Below are 19,811 nucleotides of genomic sequence, written 5' to 3' on the forward strand. Positions count from 1 at the left end.
CTGGATACGGTGATGATTAAGAATGAGCTATTGGAAGAATTGGCATAGGGTTAGAGCAAAATTTCGGAATTTACTGCGCATGGCTGTGAGTGAATCGCTGGCAGTTACCTGTGGTTCGCCCAGTAAAAACTACTGGCGAAGCGCAATAACTGAGGGCATTCACATTGCACTTAATAATGAATTTTTCGAAAATATGGGTTTGATCATGTTACATGATCGCTGGGTAGAAATTCATTAGGGATAGGGGGCCGACTATTGCGGACCCGCACGATGGGTGGTGTGGGGGCTGGTAGTTAGAAACTGCCGGCTACCCGACCTGCATTCAATTATGCCGCTGAATTGGATGATTGAATTCTGATTTCTTACCCTTATCCCAGTACTTATCCCTGCCTAATATTGGGCCTTTAAAGCCAAATTATCTCCAGCAAAAAAACCTGTAGCACAATTATCTACTACGCCCCCCGGAGGGAGGATGTGCTTTCAGCGGCCTCTTATTAGCCTTTCAAGAGCCCAAATGGCCGTATCTTCGGGTTTGCAGTAGCACAGTAGCTGCTTATTACCGCTGCTGTTCGGTATTAGTTCACATATTGCTCGTATTTATAATTGTTATTGATGATATGTGGATATCTCAGGATGAGTGATCAGTCGGGTGAGATTGCACCCAACTGGCCTGATGATGTGTGGAATAAGCGCCCAATTATTTGGTTTAAATTGTAAAAATAATAATGGTCACCAGTGATGATAAGCCTGAATTTTCCCGCGTCGCCTGCGGCGTTCCCAGTAAGTTCTTTTATTGATATTGGTCGTTCATCAAGCGGTCGTGTCGTGTTAAGTGAATTCTTCTGAACCCTATCTACGGGAGCTGTGTAAATAAACTATTTGTAGTCGGGGGTTATTGACCGGGAAAAGGCGTGATTACAGGATGAGTGTATTTATGTAGGAAGGGAGAGCCTTAAGTTCTGGTCGGTTAATAGCCGCTTAGCTCCCTTTTGTTATGAAAAAAAATAACGACTAAAGATGAGAGAAAGAGGAAAACTAAAATGAAAAAACAATTTCCATTAAAGGGGCTGCTGGGAGGTGCTGGTATTGTACTTGGCGCTTTCTCCAGTACCTATGCCAGTGCTGGTACAGCCTTTGTACACCTGTTTGAATGGAGTTGGAATGATATTGCCAGTGAGTGTGAAAATTTTTTAGGTCCGAAGGGTTTTGATGCGGTACAAATTTCGCCACCCCAAGAACATATTTCTTATTATACCTGGTGGGCACGCTACCAGCCAGTAACTTACACCAATCTCACCAGTCGTAGCGGTACCGAAGAAGAATTGCAGGATATGATTAATCGCTGTCATGCGGTTGGGGTTAAAATTTATGCGGATGCCGTGATTAATCATACGGCGGTCTGGGAAGGGAGTGGCACAGGCTGGGGCGGAACTGAGTGGTCCGAGGCTAACCACCCGGAGTTTTCCTCATGGGATTATCATGATAGCTGTAGTATTGATGGCTATGGTGATGCTAATACCGTTTGGAATTGTAGGTTGGAAGGCCTGCCAGATCTGAACACAGGCAATGACTATGTTCAGCAAACAATAGCGGAGTACCTGAATAAGCTACAGGGTATGGGTGTTGATGGATTCCGGGTGGATGGTGTTAAACATATGTCCCCCAGCGATATGTACGGAATAATGAGTAAGGCCGGCAACCCGTGGATTTTCTCTGAGGTAATCGGTGCTGCCGGTGAAGCGGCCGAAATACAGCCATCTAACTATACATTCCTTGGCCATGTGACAGAATTTAAATATGGCACTGATGTGGCCAGTAATTTTAATGGGCAAATTAAAAATCTAATTAGTCTTGGAGAGAGCTGGGGATTACTTAATTCTGGCGATGCAGTTACCTTTATCGATAACCATGATCGTGAACGCGGCCATGGTGGTGGGGGTAACCTCACTTATAAGGATGGGGCGAGATACAACCTGGCCAATGTGTTTATGTTGGCACACCCCTACGGCTATCCCAAAGTGATGTCCGGTTATGACTTTACCGATGAAATTGCCGGGCCACCTAGCGATGGTCCTGCTAGCTGTGATAATGATGAATGGGTCTGTCAGCACCGCTGGGGTAATATCGCTAATATGGTAGGTTTCCGTAACTATACCGACGGCACCAATATGGCGAATTGGTGGGATAATGGTAGTAACCAGATTGCCTTTGGGCGCGGTAACAAAGGATATGTGGTAATAAATAATGAGAATAGCTCGCTTAACCAGACCCTATATACCGGTTTGCCTGCGGGAGACTACTGCAATGTAATGGCAGGAGAGGATGAGTGTAGTGGTGATGTCATCACGGTAGATACCAATGGCAATGCGACTTTCGATGTTGCTGCTTATTCTGCGGCAGCCATTCATGGCGGACAGCTGTCAGGCCCCTGTAATGATGATTGCTCCGGCTCCGGTTTTCCCAGCCTGTATTTCCGTAGCACCGCCAACGACTGGGAAACTACGGCCTTTGAATTGGTCGCTGATAATACTTGGCAATTAGTCGTGAGTTTTGATGGTCAGGCGGATCAGCGCTTCAAGCTGGATATCTACGGCGATTGGACCGAAAACTACGGTGATGATGGTGCCGATGGCGTCTTGGACCAGACGGGTGCTGATATTTACACGGCAGTATCGGGTAACTATCTGATTGAAGTGAATGATGAGACCCTGGCATATACCATCACTGAAGTTTCTTCGCAGCAGGCACCGACTGCGGCTGTGACTCCAGTATCCGCTACCATTGATATCAATGAGGATGTCACCCTGGATGCCAGCGGTTCTACTGATAGTGATGGCAGTGTGGTTTCCTATAGCTGGAGCAGTGGTGGGAGTGCTTCCACTACCGCTTTAAGTTTCGCCAGCGCCGGTACTTACACCGAGACTGTTACTGTGACGGATAACGATGGCCTCACAGACAGCGCAATGGCAACCATCACGGTTACCGATCCTAATGCGGGTTATGCACAAAATTTCAGTGTATTGAATTTCCGTGGCACTCCCAATAGTTGGGGCACCCAGGCGATGTCTCTGGTTGCAGATAATACCTGGCGTACCACGGTGGTGTTCGATGGCAGTAGCAACCAGCGCTTTAAATTTGATGTGAGCAGTGATTGGAGTGAAAACTATGGCGATAATAATGCCGATGGTTCTTTGGAGCAGGGGGGGGGCGATATTTACTCCAGTGTTTCGGGCACCTATATTGTTGAAGTTAATGATCAGACTCTGAATTACAGCCTGACTTGTGCAGACTGTAGCAGCTACACGTCTAATTTTTCTTCACTCTACTTCCGTGGTACTCCAAACAACTGGGGCACTGATGCCATGGCATTGGTCGCTGATAATGCCTGGGAAATCCAGGTAGACTTTGGTGGCCAATCCCAGCAGCGTTACAAATTCGATGTCAATGGTGATTGGAGTGAAAACTACGGCGATAGTGACTCTGATGGCGACCTGGATCAGGGGGGGGGCTGATATCTACACTTCTGTAATGGGTAGTTACAAGGTGCAGGTTAATGATCAAACTATGATTTATAGTGTGACCGCACTTTAAAAGATAAATCAATCAGGCTGGAAATCCAGCCTGATTGATTGTAGCAATTATTCCTGCCGGGCATTTACTAAGCCTTTAATACCCAAATTAAGTTTCTATTACTCTCCTATATGAAATCTACAAGTCTTCAGCCTGCAGATAACTACTTTATTTTCTTTTAAATACCGATTGTACTGATAGCGGGGTTTGCCCAGGGACAGTTTAAAAAATTGAAGCGAGGAGATATGGAGAAGAAATACCCCCTCCATAATCATTGGGTAGGTTAGTTTTGGGGTTGCTCGGGAATCCGCAATATATAGCTCTCAAATGGCCCCAATTTTATTTTCATAGATCCTAGGTGCTCTGTTACTACCAGATCTACAACTTCTTGAGAGAGTTGACCTTCAGTCAAAAACAATCCCTGCTCCAAATCCCAGGACTCAAGAAGCTCTTCCGGCAGTTGAAAATCAAATCCCACAGTCTTGGTGTCAAAATTAGCGAGTACCAGTAATTTTTCCTGCCCACTCCAGCGAGCAAAGGAAAATTGTTTCTCTCCATAGGCCGTATTTTGCTTTCGGTTGTAGGCGTGTAAATCCATATAGTGACCGCGCAGAGCAGGACTCCGTTTGGAGAAGTTGAGCAGGCTTTTATAGAAGCTTCGCAGCGCCTGTTCTTCTTCGGTTAGCTGTGCGGTATCAAAAGTGCCCCCATTGTTCCAGCGGCGCACGCTGGGTACGGACCAGTAGTCGAAAATGGTGGTGCGGCTGGCTTTGCCGAAGCCGGCATCCTGGTTGGCGGGCTCGCCCAACTCCTGGCCAAAGTAAACCAGGGTGGGGGCTGCGGAGAGGGCGGCGGACACCAACATTGCGGGCTTGCCCGCTTCAGGGGTACCGGCAAATTGTGAGCTGGCGATACGCTGCTCGTCGTGGTTCTCCATAAAACGCAGCATATGAGAGGAAATATCTACCAGGCTTGCCTGCACCTCTGCGATTTTATCTGTGCTGCCCTTGTTCTCCATGACCGCGCGAATAGCGTCGTAGGTGCCGACTTTATCGTAGAGATAATCCATTTTGCCCAGATGCAGGTAGTCACGATAGCGCTCTGGAGTATAGATTTCGGCGAGAAGGAGTGTGTTGGGATTGCGCATTTTGATAGAGGAGTTCAGATAGCTCCAGAATTCTACCGGTACCATACCGGCCATGTCGTAGCGGAATCCGTCCACGCCAAAGTCCAACCAGTAGTGGGTGATATCGCGGAATTTTTTCCAGGTATCGGGTACTTCCTTGTCCGCCCAAAACTGGGCATGAGCACGGTAATCGCGCTGGGCAAATTCTTCTGGCAGTTCTGCAAAATTCTTACTGCCATCGGGGCGAACGCCAAAGTTAATTTTTACCGTTTCATACCAGTCGTGCATGGCCGGCTGTGCACTGCGCGCGCCATTGCCGGTCCACTTGGCAGGCCGCTCTACAAACTGCCCATCGGCAAGATTGTTGGATTCGCCATTGAGTGTCTGGTAGCCGTCTTTGGCTAAGGGCACGCGAAAGTCTTCGCCCACGACGTAGTAAAAATTATTGTTGCGGTCGTAGATGACCTGGGTGTTGTCGTCGTTACCAAAATCCCGCGCTCCCTGGGGTTTATGTTGGGATTGGTAAGCGCGGGCCACATGGTTGGGCACTATATCAATAATCACTTTCAGGCCGGCCCTGTGGCTGCGCTCTAGCAGTGCACGGAATTCCTGTAAGCGATCAGCGGGGTTATCGGTCAGGTCCGGGTTTACGCTGTAGTAATCTTTGATGGCATAGGGGGATCCGGCGCGGCCTTTGACTACATCCGGATCGTCGTTACTGATTCCGTATTCGGTGTAGTCGCCTACGAGTGCGTGGTGCAGGGCACCGGTATACCAGATATGGGTGGCCCCCAGTGCGTGGATCTCTCGCAGGGCCATCGGGGTAAAGTCGGAAAACTTGCCCACTCCATTTTCTGCAATGGTGCCCCAGGGCTTATTCGTTTTGATGGTATTGCCAAACAGGCGAGGTAGCACTTGGTAGATAACTGCTTTTGCCTCAACCACCTCTTCAACGGATTTGGGTGCATTTTCCTGGCTACAGCCGCTACTACCGAGTAGAGCTGCACCCAGCAGGGAGGCCAAAATAAGCTTGGGAATAAGCAGGGAATGTAACTTCTTCATTGTTTCCTGATTACTTTTAATTGTCTTGAATGATGAAAGTTGTTCGTCGAATTATGGATTTTTGAATGCTAAATCCAGCAGATCTTGATGCCAGTCAAACTTAACCCGCAGCATCTGGTTGCGTTTGTGGTACCAGGCTCCACGGCTGGCCCGATTGAATTCTTTTTCACTGTTAAAAATAGGCAGGGACTCACCGTTAATAGCCAGTTGCGCCGGTGCCTGTTGCCAGTTGTGGATTTTTAAAGTGACTGCGCGGGATTCTGGCATGCCGGTATAGCCCTCACCTTCGCGCTTAAAATTAAAAGTTAGTCCTTGTTGTTTGCGCTGAGCGGAAAAGTACAGTTTTTCGTATTTCCCTTTTTCAAAGGCTTGTGCGGTAGCGCCATCATCCTCATACACATAGCGTTCGGAGTTTGCTGCTGTTTCGTGGGCGTAGTAGTCCAGGGTCAGGTTTTTACTGGAGTAATCGCGACTGCTGTGGATTTCGTCGATAGTGGAAATAATGGCCCCAGCACGAACCAGTACCGGGATGGTCTTCAAGTCCACTTCCACCAGGGCTTGGTCGCCAGAATGTTGTTCGTCAGTCCAGTAATCGAACCAGGTACCGCCGGGCAGTTTTACTGCAACTTCATCGACATCCGCTTCTACCACTGGGGCGACGAGGAAATCTTTACCCCACAGATAAGCATCCTTGTAGTCGAGTAGCGATAGATCTGTTTCGTTTTCGAAAAATAGCGGGCGCATCAACGGCATGCCGGTTTGGCTGTTTTCGAAAGCAAGGGTGTAGTTGTAGGGCAGCAGGCGATAGCGCAGTTTGACGTATTCGCGCAGGATATCGCGGGTGCGACGGTCGTGGAAAACCGGTTCTGAGGCGATATGTTCCTGGGCGTGGGGGCGGTAGACCGGTTGGAATACGCCGTACTGTAACCAGCGGATATAGAGTTCACGATCAAATTTCTCACCGCCGGCAAAGCCTCCCAGGTCCGAGTGGGTGTAGCCAAAGCCGAGCAGGCCCATACTTAGTGCCAGTTCTACCTGCGGTTGCAAGCCGCCCCATTCGCGCGCGACATCACCGGTCCAGGGGATCATGCCGTAGCGCTGGGAGCCGGCAAAACCGGCACGCATCATAATAAAGGGGCGGCGCTCTGGATACTTTGCGGTTTGGCGTTGGTGCAGAAGCTGTGCCCAGGCATGCCCGTAAGCGTTGTGGACTTCATCGGCCATGCCGATTGCGTGCACGGTATCGGCGGGGTGAACTTCCGGCTCACCCAGGTCGCCCCACCAACCGGAGACACCCTGCTCCAGTAAGCCGTCGTAAATATTCCAGAACCAGTTGCGACCTTCTTCGGAGAAAACGTCGATCAGGCCGGTATTACCGAAGTAGAAGTCAAAGCGCTTGGGTTCCCCGGCTAGGTTTTTTGCCAGGGCATTTTGGGCTACGGCCTCCTGCCAGCGCTCGGAAGTGGAAAGCACAAAGGGTTCGGTCACGAGGATGGTGTTGATGCCGCGCGCTTTGAGGTCGGCCATCATCTTTTCTGGTTCGGGGAAGGCCTCCTTGTCCCAGGCCAGGTTGCCCATATGGCCTTTGATATCCGGGCCAAACCAGTAGAGGTCCAACACCAGGGCATCCAGGGGGAAGTCTTCCTCGGCAAACTTGTCCACAGTTGCGCGCACTTCGGCCTCGCTGTGATAGCCAAAGCGGGAGGCAAAGTTGCCCAGGGCCCAACGGGGTGGCAAGGGCTGTTTGCCGGTGGTGGACACATAATTTTCCAGCAACTGTGGATAAGTCTCACCGGCCACCACGATATAAGCGGTCCGCCCGGCCACCGCTTCAAATTGCAGGACATCTTCTTCGTTGGCGCCCAGGTCCAGAGTGCCGGTGGCGGAGTTGTCGAACAGCAGGATGTACTTATTGCTGGAAAGTACTGCCGGCAGGGAGAAGTACATCTGGTTGGATTCGGTGGTGTAGCCGTAGTGGGCGCGATTGTACAGTGGTAGGCGCTGGCCGCGACGGTCCATGCCCAGTACCCGTTCGCCGCCACCCAAGAGCTTTTCTTCTGGCGACAGTGCAAAGCGGAAGCCGCGCAGTGTTTCAGTGGAAAAGAAGCCGCTCTCTTCACTCAGGATTTGCTCTTCACCGCGCAGGTATTCAATACGGAAGGGGGACTTGTGGATGACCGCAGTGAGCGAGCCAGTACGGTAAGCGAGCTTGTCGCCTTGCTGCTCCAGTGTCGCCTTGGGCCGGATGGCGGGGTTGGGAGTCAGTGCAAATGAGGGCAGTTGCTTCAGCCCCTTGCGACGGTAGTGTACCGATAGTGCCGAGGGGCCAACCGGGGTGAGGGTGACCTCGCCTTCGCTCGTCTGTACAGTAAGTGAGTCTTCGCTCATCTTGTGATCGCGATATATGCGCTGTTCAGAGGCCGAGGACTGTGTGCTAAGGCAGAGCGCAGCGGCGAGGCAGAGCAGGCGCAGGAGAAAGAGTTTTAGGATCATTGCGCGGAACTTCAGTTGCTTGATTGGGATTCACTGTTTTGTGCTGGCCCGGCATATACGCATGGGCTTGAGTTTATCCTAAAGCGCAGAATCTGGCCCGCATCCTCCCCTCAGGGGGAGGATGGACTCTCAGATCGCGCATGTGAGAATGAAAAAATAAGCATAACTAGCAATGCGGTGACCTCTATGACCCAAACAGCAAGCAGCGCCGTTGCGCCGCAAGCCCAGCAACCGCGCTTGCCCTTTTGGCAGGTGTGGAATGTCAGTCTCGGTTTTCTCGGCGTGCAGTTCGGCTTTTCCCTGCAGAATGCCAATGCCAGCCGAATATTGTCAGACCTGGGTGCAGACCTTCACTCCCTGTCCCTGTTCTGGATAGTGGCGCCGCTGATGGGTCTGATTGTACAGCCCATTGTGGGCTCGGCTTCGGATCGAACCTGGAGCCGCTTTGGCCGTCGCAATCCCTTCATCTTGTTTGGCGCCATCGCTGCAGCCCTGGGGATGGCGTTTATGCCCAATGCCGGGATTGTCGTGGCTATAGTGGCTCCCATTATCTTTGGCGGTGTGATGCTGGCACTGATGGACGCGGCCTTTAATGTCACCATGCAGCCTTTCCGCGCGCTGGTCTCAGATATGGTGCCGTCAGAGCAGCGCACCCTGGGTTACTCGATCCAGTCTCTGTTAATTAATATCGGCGCCATCTTTGGTTCCATGTTGCCGTTTATCCTCACCAATGTAATCGGCCTGGAAAATACCGCGCGAGCGGGTGAGGTGGCGCCTTCGGTGATTTGGGCTTTCTATATCGGCGCTACGGTGCTGTTGGGCAGCGTGCTGTGGACTGTGATGCGTACCAAGGAGTACCCGCCGGAGCAATACAATGCTTATAAAGGCCTTGATTCCGCGCAGCTGGAACAGGAACGTCAGCAGAAAGCCCCACTGTTACAGCGTTTGGCGGGTTTTTTCCAACTGCTGGTAAGAATGCCACGCACGATGCGCCAGCTGGCTCTGGTGCAATTTTTTTCCTGGTTTGCGCTGTTTATTATGTGGGTCTACACCACCCCGGCGATCACCCAACATGTTTGGGGCGTAGAGGCCAAGTGGTTTGATCCCGCTTACCTGGAAACCGTCGGCGAAATTCCCGCACATATTGCCGCCGCCAAGGGCGCCGCTGGTGATTGGGTGGGGATAATTTTTGCCGCCTACTCATTATTCGCTGCGATTTTTTCCATCGTGCTGGCGCGCCTGGCGCAGGTGCTGGGGCGCAGGTTGGTCTACGCCCTGTCGCTAGCGCTGGGTGGTTTGGGTTATATCAGCTTTCTGTTTTTCCAGGGGGGCGAGCCCACCCAGGTAAATCTATTGATTACTGAAGTCTCCGTGCCAAGCGGGGCCCTGGGGTTACTGCTGCCGATGGTGGGAGTGGGTATTGCCTGGGCCGCAATCCTGGCGTTGCCCTATGCGATCCTTTCCGATTCACTGCCGGCAGACAAGACCGGTGTCTATATGGGGATCTTTAATTTCACCATCGCCGCACCGCAGATTGTTTCCGCTCTGGTGGCGGGGCTTATTTTGAAGACGGTTTTTGATAATCAGGCGATTTATATCCTGGTTCTGGCAGGGGGAAGTATGTTGCTCGGGGCCATATCGGTGGTCCTTGTGAGGGAAAACCCAGAGCCCGAGCCCGATTTAAAGGCAACGACTACTGCCTGATCAAAAAGGGTTAAAGGTCTTTAGCAAAGCCCCACTTAGGGGCTTTTTTATTGCTCGAATCCCCAGTTTTACTGGAATCCCCGACTCTATGGATCATGGGTTTTTAGGGCTGTATTTTGACAGTTTGGTGTGAGCGTACCTAGACTGGGCGGATCTCACTGGAAATGAATTAAATTATGTCGCTATTCCATATGATTGATCAGACATTACAGGCCTTTGCCAAATTTGTCTGGGGTCCTCCCTTACTCGTACTGCTGGTTGGCGGAGGCTTGGCGCTATTGATTTATTCCCGTGGACGTCCTTATCGCCATCTTGGGCACAGTGTTGGGTTATTAAGTGGTCGATACGATGACCCCAATGATCCTGGGCAGGTAAATCATAGCCAAGCGCTTTCCACTGCGCTGTCGGGAACTCTGGGGCTGGGTAATATTGCCGGTGTTGCCATCGCAATTACCGTCGGTGGTCCCGGAGCTATTTTCTGGATGTGGGTGACTGCTCTGGTGGGGGTGGCGACTAAATTCTATACGGCGACTCTGGCAGTGATGTTTCGCGGTCGTGATGCGACAGGGGAACTGCAAGGCGGCCCCATGTACGTTATCCGCGAGGGGTTGGGCAAACGCTGGATGCCAATGGCAGTGTTGTTCGCTGTGGCAGGGTTGTGCGGTATGTTACCGGTGTTTCAATCCAATCAAACTACGCAATTATTGCGTGAGTCTTTTGCCGAGCCCCTGGGCTGGGTCGCCCCCGGTGGGTCATTCGCATTTGATTTTGCCATCGGTTCATTGATTGCTATCGCTTCCGCTTACGTGATTGCCGGTCGAATCCAGCGTATTGGCAAATTTTCTGCGCGCGTGGTGCCGGGTATGGTGGTGTTTTATTTGGGAATGACCCTTGTTGTGATTGCCATCTTTTGGGAACAGGTGCCGGAGGCATTTGCTCTGATTTTCTCCGATGCCTTAAGCGGCCAGGCTATTGCAGGGGGCACGCTAGGGACGGTGATTTCTGTTGGCGTCAGTCAGGGGGCATTCTCCAATGAGGCCGGTATAGGCACAGAGTCTTTGGCTCATGGTGCGGCAAAAACCCGTGAGCCTGTGCGTGAGGGTGTGGTTGCCATGCTGGGGCCCATTGTAGACACCCTGGCTATCTGTACTTGTACAGCTCTGGTGATCCTGCTGACGGGCGCTTGGCAGCAGGGTGAGGATGTGGCGGGAGTCACTTTAACGGCACAGGCATTTTCTCAGGTATTTGGCCAATTCGGTCCGATATTGTTACTGATAATGGTGCTCCCATTGGCCTTCAGTACCATTGTTACCTGCTGGTATTACGGTATGAAATGTTATGTATTTCTATTCCGTGGCCGTTGGCAAGGGCTTTATACGGGACTTTATATGTTGCTGATTATAGTGGGTGCGGTAGCTTCTTTAAGTACAGTAAACAGTATTATTATTGGTATGTATGCGGTAATGGCGATACCGACAATGGTGTCTACTTTATTGCTGGCTAAGCACGTCAATCGGGCTGCTCACGATTATTTTTCCCGTATGGGTTTAACCGAGAAGGAGAAAGCAGCAGAGATTTCTCAATAACAAAAAAGGCGGACTAAGCAGTCCACCTTTTTTGTAGTACTAGACAGGTATTACTAACAAAGGTATTCAGGTATTCGTCATTTAAGGTACAACGGACACCTTAGTGCCAACCCTGGCGTGGCGGTAGAAAACCTTCGCCATATGCCAGGGAATACGAATACAACCGTGTGAGGCGGGGTATCCGGGAACGTGGCCGGCATGCATGGTAACAGGGCCATTAATCCGCATCATGTAATCCATAGAGGCCCCGCGGAATCGAGACCCCGAAGGTTTGCGGTGGCGGCGCACATCCACATTGCTGCGCGTTACATAGCCGCGGGGGCTGATATAGTGACCGTACAGGTTTGAGCGGTGGCTGTATTTCTTTTGTGAAATACGGAAGTTACCCGTAGGAGTGCGGTGACCCGCTTTACCCGTAGAGACCGGGGACATCCCGGCCAGGCGCCCACCTTTATAGAAGTAGGCCATCTGGTCACTGAGGTCGATCACGATACGCGGTGTTCCCTGCACATGGGCTTTAAACCACATATGCCGACTATGTCGTGGTTGTGCCCTCTGATTCCTGCCGTACCTGGAATGTGCCCTTTGATTTCTATTGTATCTATAATCCCTGCTGTATCTGGAATGGTTCCCACCATGTCCCTGTTGAGCGCTATATCTTGAGCCGTAGCGGGAGTTGGAATAATCTACGGCGTAAGTCAGTGGGGCAAGAATTGCGGTTCCCACAATCATTATCGCAGCGGCAAATGATGCTTTTTTGCGTACAGATCCCTGGCTTTTTTGTGGGGATGTTTTCGATTGTGCGGACATGGATTGATGGTTTTGCAGCGAAGATCGGCTATGCATTACACACCTCTCTATTGCCATTGGGCCGTGGTAAAACCTTGAATTTTGAGCCTAACCGTAGCTCGTCAAGGGTTGGGTGAGCTCGACCCCATACAGGGACAAGGTGATGGTTGGTAGTTTCCCCAAAGCAGATAGCCGTATACTCGGCCTCAGCTGCGGGCTGGATCTGCGGTGGTTTACGCCACAACAGGTCTGGGGATGGTAAGGTCGGGCTTATAGGCTGGTGACAACAAAAAGAAATAAGCTGAAGTTTTTTTAGTGGTTGATATCTAGGGAGCCCCTGAATAATCTCGTCATATCTTTGCGGGTCTTGAAGGCGGTAAATGTTAGGCGCAGCTTGCCGCGAGTGGCCTTAGTCCTTTGTAAGAGCTGCAACGCAGCAACGGGCCTTCAAAGCCCGCCCAGCGGGGCTCTCAAAGCGATTCACCCTCCGCGTTGTGACTTCTTGAGAGATCTAGACATTCCTGCGATACCGCGCCTTGATTGCGAACCACTCTGAATGCCAGAGGCATCAGGGAATTATTTAGAGGCTCCTAGTCGAAAATTATCTGCGCCCAGGCCCGGTAGGCGTACTACCCGCAGCAATAATGGGCTGAAGAATTTGTCGAATAGATTCTAAAACTAGAAAATTAAATTAGGGCTGAGGGAATCAGTAACCATACATTGAGCGGATATTAATTATGGAAAATCTATTTTCTTACGGCACATTGCAACAGGAAAGCGTGCAATTAGAAACATTTGGCCGAAAACTTCAGGGTACTAAAGACACTTTGGTAGGGTATCAATTAGCCACCGTAAAAATCAGCGACCCCGAAGTAGTGCGGGCCAGTGGAAAAGAGTATCACCCGATTTTGCAGTACACTGGCAATAGTTCTGACGAAGTGGGCGGAACCGTATTTGAGTTGACTTTCGTGGAAATTCAACAGTCAGACGGTTATGAAGTTGATGAATATAAAAGGGTTTCAGCCCAGTTAAAATCTGGCTTGTCAGCTTGGATTTACACCGCGGCGGGATAGATCAGTTATCTTTGTTATGAGTGATTTTTGCCAAAATTTTCGGTCTGCTTTTTTGGGGTTTTCCAGAGAGCTGAATTCAATATGAATATGGTTTACTTGTCTAAGAGTTGACTGAAGGCGAACACCTATTGGGAAAATATTCTTATTAAATAGAGGCTTCAGTCATTTTTTTTGATTCGCACTAAAAATACTGCGCCAAGATAGCAGCCTTGTAAACCGATCTTTGAGTTTCTCGTTGGATAGTTGGAAGTTCAGATTTACAGTCCAAATATAACGACCGCTAAGCTTGTCGAAAATAGTTCGATGTGACTTGGGGCTGTGAGTAACTTCCTTGACTTACACCAATTTTGGAGCAAACCATGATGAGGCAATCCTCGTTAGCAGTTTTCTTTCTGATATCAATTGCAATTTTGTACGGATATTCAGGAACCAGTGCGGCCCAATCAAATCAAATTGATGGAGCCATTGAGTTGATACTCACAGCGCACCCAGAAAATAGTTTGATGGTCAATGCGAAAGTAGTCACGGAGTCTGAAACACGGGTAGCAATTCGTATTAATTCGGCCTCCACAGATCGACGTGTTACCCAGTACACACCCTGGGATACAGAGCACGACATTACTTTGGTGGGCCTTAGGGCAGATACCACTTATCGGTTTACCGCACTGCTAACTCTGGAATCGGGGGAAACAGCTCAGAGTTCAAGGGTGGCGTTTAAGACAGGCTCTCTACCTGATGGCACACCTCCTGTTGAGGTCGTAACACATAATGAACTGAGTGAGGGGGGGGTCACCATTTTCGCTGCGTCCGGTGATACAGATAATACCTTCTGGGGCTTCGATGAACAGGGAGTCGTGGTCTGGTACCTTCATGGGAATGTCCCATTAACGGGTAGCCCGGTAATGCGTAACTTACATGATGGTCGATTAATGTTGTTATTGGAGCGTGAGGTAAGAATAATTTCCTTGGCGGGTGACTTATTAGAATCATTTGAATTGCCTGCATATCATCACGATGCTCTACTTTTGGATAATGGAAACTTACTGGTATTAACAAATTCAACAGAAACGATCGACGGCCAATTGCTGCAGGGCGATGTCATTCTTGAGATCGATAGCCAGGGTAATACAGTATGGGAGTGGTCGGCCTTTGATCACTTGGATACTCAGCGTTTTCCGGGTGAACTAGCCCGTCGGGTCTTGACAGGCGGCGCATTGGATTGGACCCATTCCAATGCGCTAAATTATAGTTCTGCTGATAACACCATTTTATTGTCAAGCAGGTCTCAGAGTTGGGTGGTCAATATTGATCATCAAAGTGGCGATGTGCAATGGGTGATGGGGAGAGATTCAGGCGTCTCGGAGCGATTTTCGGAAAAATTATTTTCGTTGCAAAATGGCTCATGGATGGCATCTCAGCATGCAGCCATGCTAACCAGCGGTGGAGAAATTTTAATTTATGACAATAGGAACGAAGCTGAGTTGAGCGGGGAGATCTACAACAGTCGAGCGGTTAAGTATTTACTTGATACAGAAGAGATGACAGCACAGCAAACCTGGGAGTTTATTGCACCTAAATATACACAGTCCTTAGGCGATGTTGATGAACTGGCGGGTGGAAATATATTGTTATGTGCCGGTGGACCCTCCAGTGCTGCTAGTGGAATTGATAGGAATGCGCATATTGTAGAGGTCACGGTCGGAGGAGAAGCTGAAACTGCCTGGGAACTAATAGTCAGTGATACTACGGTTTACCGTGCTGAAAGAGTCACCTGGAGTGAGCTATCAGGCATTAATTTTTAAGTATTCCAATTTTTATCCGAGTGAAAAATATGTGCCAGTAGTTGCTATAAGCTGCTGGTGTATTGTGTGAAGAATAAGGTGATATCTGCTAGAATCGATAGACCTATAGCATTAAATCCTAAATTTTTTATCGTTTATATTGTTTGGCTGGACAGTTTTTTTTGTATCTGCCTCAGTCCATCACTGCCAAATAGCTTTTGAAGGTCGGGGGATAGTCGTTCGATACTTTTCTTTATTCCATCATCCCAGTGAATATTTCCACTAAATCTAAGCGCTTCTTTGGCGGATATTAAGGGAGGGAATAATCTTGCTTGGTTCGTAAAAAACTGCTTTCTTATTAGCTCGTTTTCCTGTGAATACTGTTTCAAAAAAGTTTCCCTTTCTTCTTGTGATATCCAAAGTGATGGTATCTTGGGGATTAAGTTTTTAATAATATTCTGTGTGTAGGGGGATTTGAGCCATTTTAGTAGCTGGTTGTTTTGCTCTTTTGAGCATACTTGATGATTTAACGCCCGCTTCAGAGCCACTTCTTGATTGGTCAAGCTAACTCTTATAGCTCCCTCTGAATTTGGAAGGCCAGAAATTCCGAGTGCCCGAAAAAAGTTGACCGGTAAATCGCCATTACGTAATTGTTCATAAATGAGTATTTGTACATTTGGGAAGAATTTCTTAAATGCTAATATATTTTCGTGAAATCTCAGGTTCCTTTTTTGGGCTTCTAACGTGAATTCCTTAAAATCCATCTTGGCCGCTGGTGTCAATCCTTTCATTACGTTTTCTTTATATAACGACTGAACAAAATCATCCTGTCTGCGTAAGGTCAATATGATCCTGATTTGCTCAATGGGCAAGATACTCGCCAGGCGCTCTAAATAGTCATATCGAGCTTTAATCCAAGTGGAGTCGTTGGCCTTGTATGTGTGTCTGCAGAAGGGTTCTGCGCTAAGAAGTAAGTTGAGGCCTCTTCTTCTTGCTTTGGTGGTCCAGCTGTATATTAATTTTTTAGCATCTGAAATAGGCGGGCTGATTTTTTGACTAGAGAATGTGTGCGCAAAATGGTGGTGTGCTTTATCCGCTCTGAAAATCGATCGATAAATGAGGGGGTATAGAATACCTTTTTCGCTTAATATTTTTCTATATTTATAGGCATAATTTTGTATGGCTGTGGTTCCAGTTTTATGCAGGCCGGCGTGTATATATATAATCATTTTCTGGATCTATATTCGTGTATGATCAACTTTAGAGGCTGCGCGTGAAGTGCGGCTAAAATCTGATCGATTGGTTTTCGCAGGAGGCCCGCTCCCAGGTGCTAATGATTAGAGTTCGTGTATCCTATAGTCAAGGGCAAGCGCCTTTCCCCTTAAGATTTAGATAGTTGGTACTCGATTTTTAGGCCACTTTTTAATGCCGCCGCTATTTGCTGTGCAGATTTGGCGTAAAAATGTCTTTCTATAAGTTTGTTCTTGGTTAAATATAGCCTATTTCTTGAAGTATTTTATCCTTCATAAGGCACATACACTGGATGGATTAGAGGGCGAAATTGCATGAACAACCTGTTTCAAGGCTTACCAGAAGATAATTCGATTGAGCACTTTGATAAATTGATAGAAACGCAAAGCTGCAGGGTGGAGAGAATCGTTTCTTATGGCCAAGCTTCACCAGAAGTCGGCTGGTATGATCAAAGTGAGCAAGAATGGGTGTTAGTTTTATCTGGTTATGGGATTGTTGAAATGGAGACTGGCGAGCGAGTCAGATTGAAAGCTGGTGACCACCTTTTGATTAAAGCACACCAAAGACATAGGGTTGTACAAACTTCGAGCGATGAACCCACTATCTGGTTGGCAGTTTTTTATCCGTGAAGTGGTTCACCTTATTTGAGAAATTCCAGTGCCTAATAACCGATATTTCTGGTCAGTTTAGGCGCAAGTAGTAATGTTGTCAGATCGCAATATCTGCCAAAATTGGTGCATTTTACGCTTTAATTTTTTGGGGGCAGAGCACCAGAATGGAGATCTATCAGGACTGAGCAAGCTTAGAAAAGGTGCCTTATACTTTCACCGGCCTGCCGGTCAACGTGCAGGCAACTCTATATGTCGATATGTAAAATTTGTGCCTTGCTCGGCTTTAGTCGGATTGTGTATGTTGAGCGTGGTCTGATTATTTGGCATCAAGTCAAATCCTTCTTTGCCAGTCAATATTTGTTGACTGGTTTTTTCTTTTTAAATCATCTTGTGGTATTGCCACCAAAATAAATAATGTCCATTTTTTGATTTTGTCCGTTATCAATAACGATATGGGCAGTAGTCTATCTAGGGGAAATGATTTCAAATCAGGTATGCTTGCAGTTTTAGCCTTTCATTATTGGCTTGGGGAGAAGTAGATGAAAGCTCAGTTTTTGAAAGCAACGCTATACATGGCAATTGCTACATCAATTTATGGGTGTGGCGGCGGATCAAGTGGGGGGGAATCGCCTGAAGAGCCGACGGATGTAACGCCCCCTACGATAAGCCTTACACCGACCAGCGGTAGCACCATTGGTCTGGATGATGCGGTATTGTTGGAATTTAGCGAGCCCATGCAGCTTGACGATGTTTCTCTATCTGGCTCTATGAGCCAACTTGGAGAGCTTACTCAGGTAGATGAGGATTCATTTAGGTTCGAAGCTGATGAGAGTTGGACTGAGGGCTTGGAGTTATCTTTAGTCGTTAATGCGAAAGATGAATTCGGTAATGAGATGACGGAGGTCTCAGTCAGTTATCAAATTAACGAACAGGCAGCCACTGTAGTTAGCCTCCTACCAGAAGGGATTCGGTTGGAAAAAAATGAGGCTATTACAGTACATTTTTCTGAATCCATGAATATTGAAAGCCTTCAGTTAAGCGGTATTCTGCTAGAGGACGAGTTTGAGGCATCCTGGTCTGAAACAACCGTAGAAAATGATACCCTTAATATCACTCCGAAGGTGCAATGGGTATCTGGGCAAGAGCGTACCGTTAGTATCGATATCGAAGCTTTGTCGGGTTTAACAATTTCCCAAGCAGTGCACAGCTTTACGATCCCTTTATACTTTGAAAATTTTGATGCTGCTCAAATAGTGATCGGTCAAGAAGACTTTTCGAGTACAGATACAGGGCTGAGTGCAAACAGCATTGCCGAGCATCCCTTTGGCTCGGTGGCTGCCAGTGATGAAGGCAGCTTGTTTCTGCCTGATTATGGTAATAATCGCGTAGTGGTTTTCAATTCAATTCCAGCATCCAATGGTGCCCCTGCGGATAGGGTTATCGGCAAGGATAGCTTGGATAGTCCAGATTTGTCAGACCCTGAAAAAGCGCTTAGTGGTCCATTAAGCGTGAGCTTTGATCATGGTAAGCTTGCTATTAACCAATCTATCGGAACTTTGGGGCAAAGCGTTTTCATCTACGATGATATTCCTGCGAATGGGAGCGCTATCCCATCGGTCACCCTGAGTATGGATTCTTGTCAAAATGTGGGGGCCATTTATTCGGCTGTCACAATTGCCAATGGAAATATCTTTGCCGCTAGTCATTCCATGGCTCGAGTTGTCGTGTGGGATGATGTACCCACAACAGCAGATATGCCCCCCAGTTTACTCATTGGGCAGTCAACCTTCGAAAATTGCCTGGCAAATGATATTAATCAGGATGGATCTCTATCCCAGGCTGCGGCCAATACGCTGGCAGGGCCGACCGACATATGGAGCGATGGCGAAAAATTAGCCATTATTGATACGGGCAATAATCGTATTTTGCTCTGGAATGAACTACCAACGGGTAATTTCGATACTGCAGATATTGTTTTGGGACAGGAAAGTTTTTCCGATAGTTATCCAAATGCTGATTCTGCCACAGATCTTGATTGGCCTGTGAACAGTCAAACCCTGAATGCCCCAGATGCCGGAATTTGGTCGAATGGTATTCAGCTTTTTATCACAGATGCCGGGAACAACCGTGTATTGATCTGGAATCAGTGGCCGGAAACTAATTTTGCCCCTGCAGATTTTGTCTTAGGCCAGAGTGATTTTGTAAGCGCTACTATAAATGATGCCAACCAAAATGATATTGAGGACGACGGGGAGTTGCCGAGTGCATCCACGTTAAATGTACCTGGTGGAATTACTGGGTATAAAGATAACTTGATTGTTACCGATTCAGGTAATAACAGAATTCTCATTTTTAAGTCCAGATGATCTTTATTTTATCATAAATTGATAATGGAATAGAAAAGGCATCATCGTTTTAGTGATTCCGCTGGCTATGGCTGGCGGAATTGCATATCCTGTTTGATCTTGATTTTTACCTAAATACGTCGATATTGGATATTCTGGTTTATTTCTGATTAGTTGTTATCAGTAATAGCGGTTATCGCCTTTGTTCAAGTAAAAGGAAGCCTCCTTGCAGTGAATAAACTGGTGAGAGCTTGACCTTACCGAATTACCAGCCTTGCTAAGTCACACTTAGCTGTATATAAATATAGTTATCTCGTTGATCTGCAAGGGAATACGCCATGGCTCGCAACAAGGTACAGTTCCAGAAGGGTATTCGTTTGACCTAATTCCTTAAAATGTACGGCACCGAGGAACAGTGCT

The 19,811-nt window shown here is 48.2% G+C and carries 11 protein-coding genes; 7 read left to right on the forward strand and 4 right to left on the reverse strand.

The annotated features are described in order from the left end of the window. Positions 1 to 1,040: 1,040 nt before the first annotated feature. Entirely contained in the window at positions 1,041 to 3,512 is a 2,472-nt protein-coding gene (locus MO867_RS15445) for an alpha amylase C-terminal domain-containing protein (RefSeq protein WP_252470711.1), read from the forward strand. A 341-nt stretch (positions 3,513 to 3,853) separates the two neighbouring features. Here the strand turns inward: MO867_RS15445 and MO867_RS15450 are convergent, their stop codons facing one another. Together MO867_RS15450 and MO867_RS15455 are read right to left on the reverse strand one after the other, a co-directional pair. Beyond that, the gene (locus MO867_RS15450) at positions 3,854 to 5,758 is read right to left on the reverse strand and encodes an alpha-amylase family protein (RefSeq protein ID WP_252470712.1); all 1,905 of its coding nucleotides are present in this window, start codon (positions 5,756 to 5,758) and stop codon (positions 3,854 to 3,856) included. Between the two features lie 51 nt (positions 5,759 to 5,809). After that, positions 5,810 to 8,251 (reverse strand): TIM-barrel domain-containing protein, encoded by a 2,442-nt coding sequence (locus MO867_RS15455; RefSeq protein ID WP_252470713.1) that lies wholly within the window; start codon positions 8,249 to 8,251, stop codon positions 5,810 to 5,812. Positions 8,252 to 8,437: 186 nt separating this feature from the next. Here MO867_RS15455 and MO867_RS15460 point away from each other — a divergent pair, with 186 nt between their 5' ends. Together MO867_RS15460 and MO867_RS15465 are read left to right on the forward strand one after the other, a co-directional pair. Then, positions 8,438 to 9,955 carry an MFS transporter gene (locus MO867_RS15460; protein WP_252470714.1) on the forward strand — a complete coding sequence of 506 codons (1,518 nt, stop codon included), beginning with the start codon at positions 8,438 to 8,440 and terminating at the stop codon, positions 9,953 to 9,955. 176 nt (positions 9,956 to 10,131) lie between these two features. Beyond that, positions 10,132 to 11,541, forward strand: a complete 1,410-nt coding sequence (locus tag MO867_RS15465) for an alanine/glycine:cation symporter family protein (protein ID WP_252470715.1) — start codon at positions 10,132 to 10,134, stop codon at positions 11,539 to 11,541. Between the two features lie 81 nt (positions 11,542 to 11,622). Here MO867_RS15465 and MO867_RS15470 read toward each other — a convergent pair whose 3' ends face one another. Continuing rightward, positions 11,623 to 12,069, reverse strand: coding sequence for a L,D-transpeptidase family protein (locus MO867_RS15470; protein ID WP_252470717.1), 447 nt, complete (start codon positions 12,067 to 12,069; stop codon positions 11,623 to 11,625). 998 nt (positions 12,070 to 13,067) lie between these two features. Between MO867_RS15470 and MO867_RS15475 the strand changes: the two genes are divergently transcribed. Then, entirely contained in the window at positions 13,068 to 13,403 is a 336-nt protein-coding gene (locus MO867_RS15475) for a gamma-glutamylcyclotransferase family protein (protein WP_252470719.1), read from the forward strand. A 359-nt stretch (positions 13,404 to 13,762) separates the two neighbouring features. Continuing rightward, complete coding sequence (locus MO867_RS15480; RefSeq protein ID WP_252470721.1) at positions 13,763 to 15,205, forward strand: aryl-sulfate sulfotransferase; 1,443 nt, start codon at positions 13,763 to 13,765, stop codon at positions 15,203 to 15,205. Between the two features lie 134 nt (positions 15,206 to 15,339). Here the strand turns inward: MO867_RS15480 and MO867_RS15485 are convergent, their stop codons facing one another. Further along, positions 15,340 to 16,413, reverse strand: a complete 1,074-nt coding sequence (locus MO867_RS15485) for a hypothetical protein (RefSeq protein ID WP_252470723.1) — start codon at positions 16,411 to 16,413, stop codon at positions 15,340 to 15,342. A gap of 336 nt (positions 16,414 to 16,749) precedes the next feature. On the opposite strand from MO867_RS15485, the gene MO867_RS15490 reads away from it, so the two are divergent. Together MO867_RS15490 and MO867_RS15495 are read left to right on the forward strand one after the other, a co-directional pair. Further along, positions 16,750 to 17,064, forward strand: coding sequence for a cupin domain-containing protein (locus MO867_RS15490; RefSeq protein ID WP_252470725.1), 315 nt, complete (start codon positions 16,750 to 16,752; stop codon positions 17,062 to 17,064). Between the two features lie 521 nt (positions 17,065 to 17,585). Next, positions 17,586 to 19,412 (forward strand): NHL repeat-containing protein, encoded by a 1,827-nt coding sequence (locus tag MO867_RS15495; protein WP_252470727.1) that lies wholly within the window; start codon positions 17,586 to 17,588, stop codon positions 19,410 to 19,412. Positions 19,413 to 19,811: the final 399 nt, after the last annotated feature.

Origin of the sequence: Microbulbifer okhotskensis (assembly GCF_023895975.1) — a bacterium.
GTDB classification, from domain to species: domain Bacteria; phylum Pseudomonadota; class Gammaproteobacteria; order Pseudomonadales; family Cellvibrionaceae; genus Microbulbifer; species Microbulbifer okhotskensis.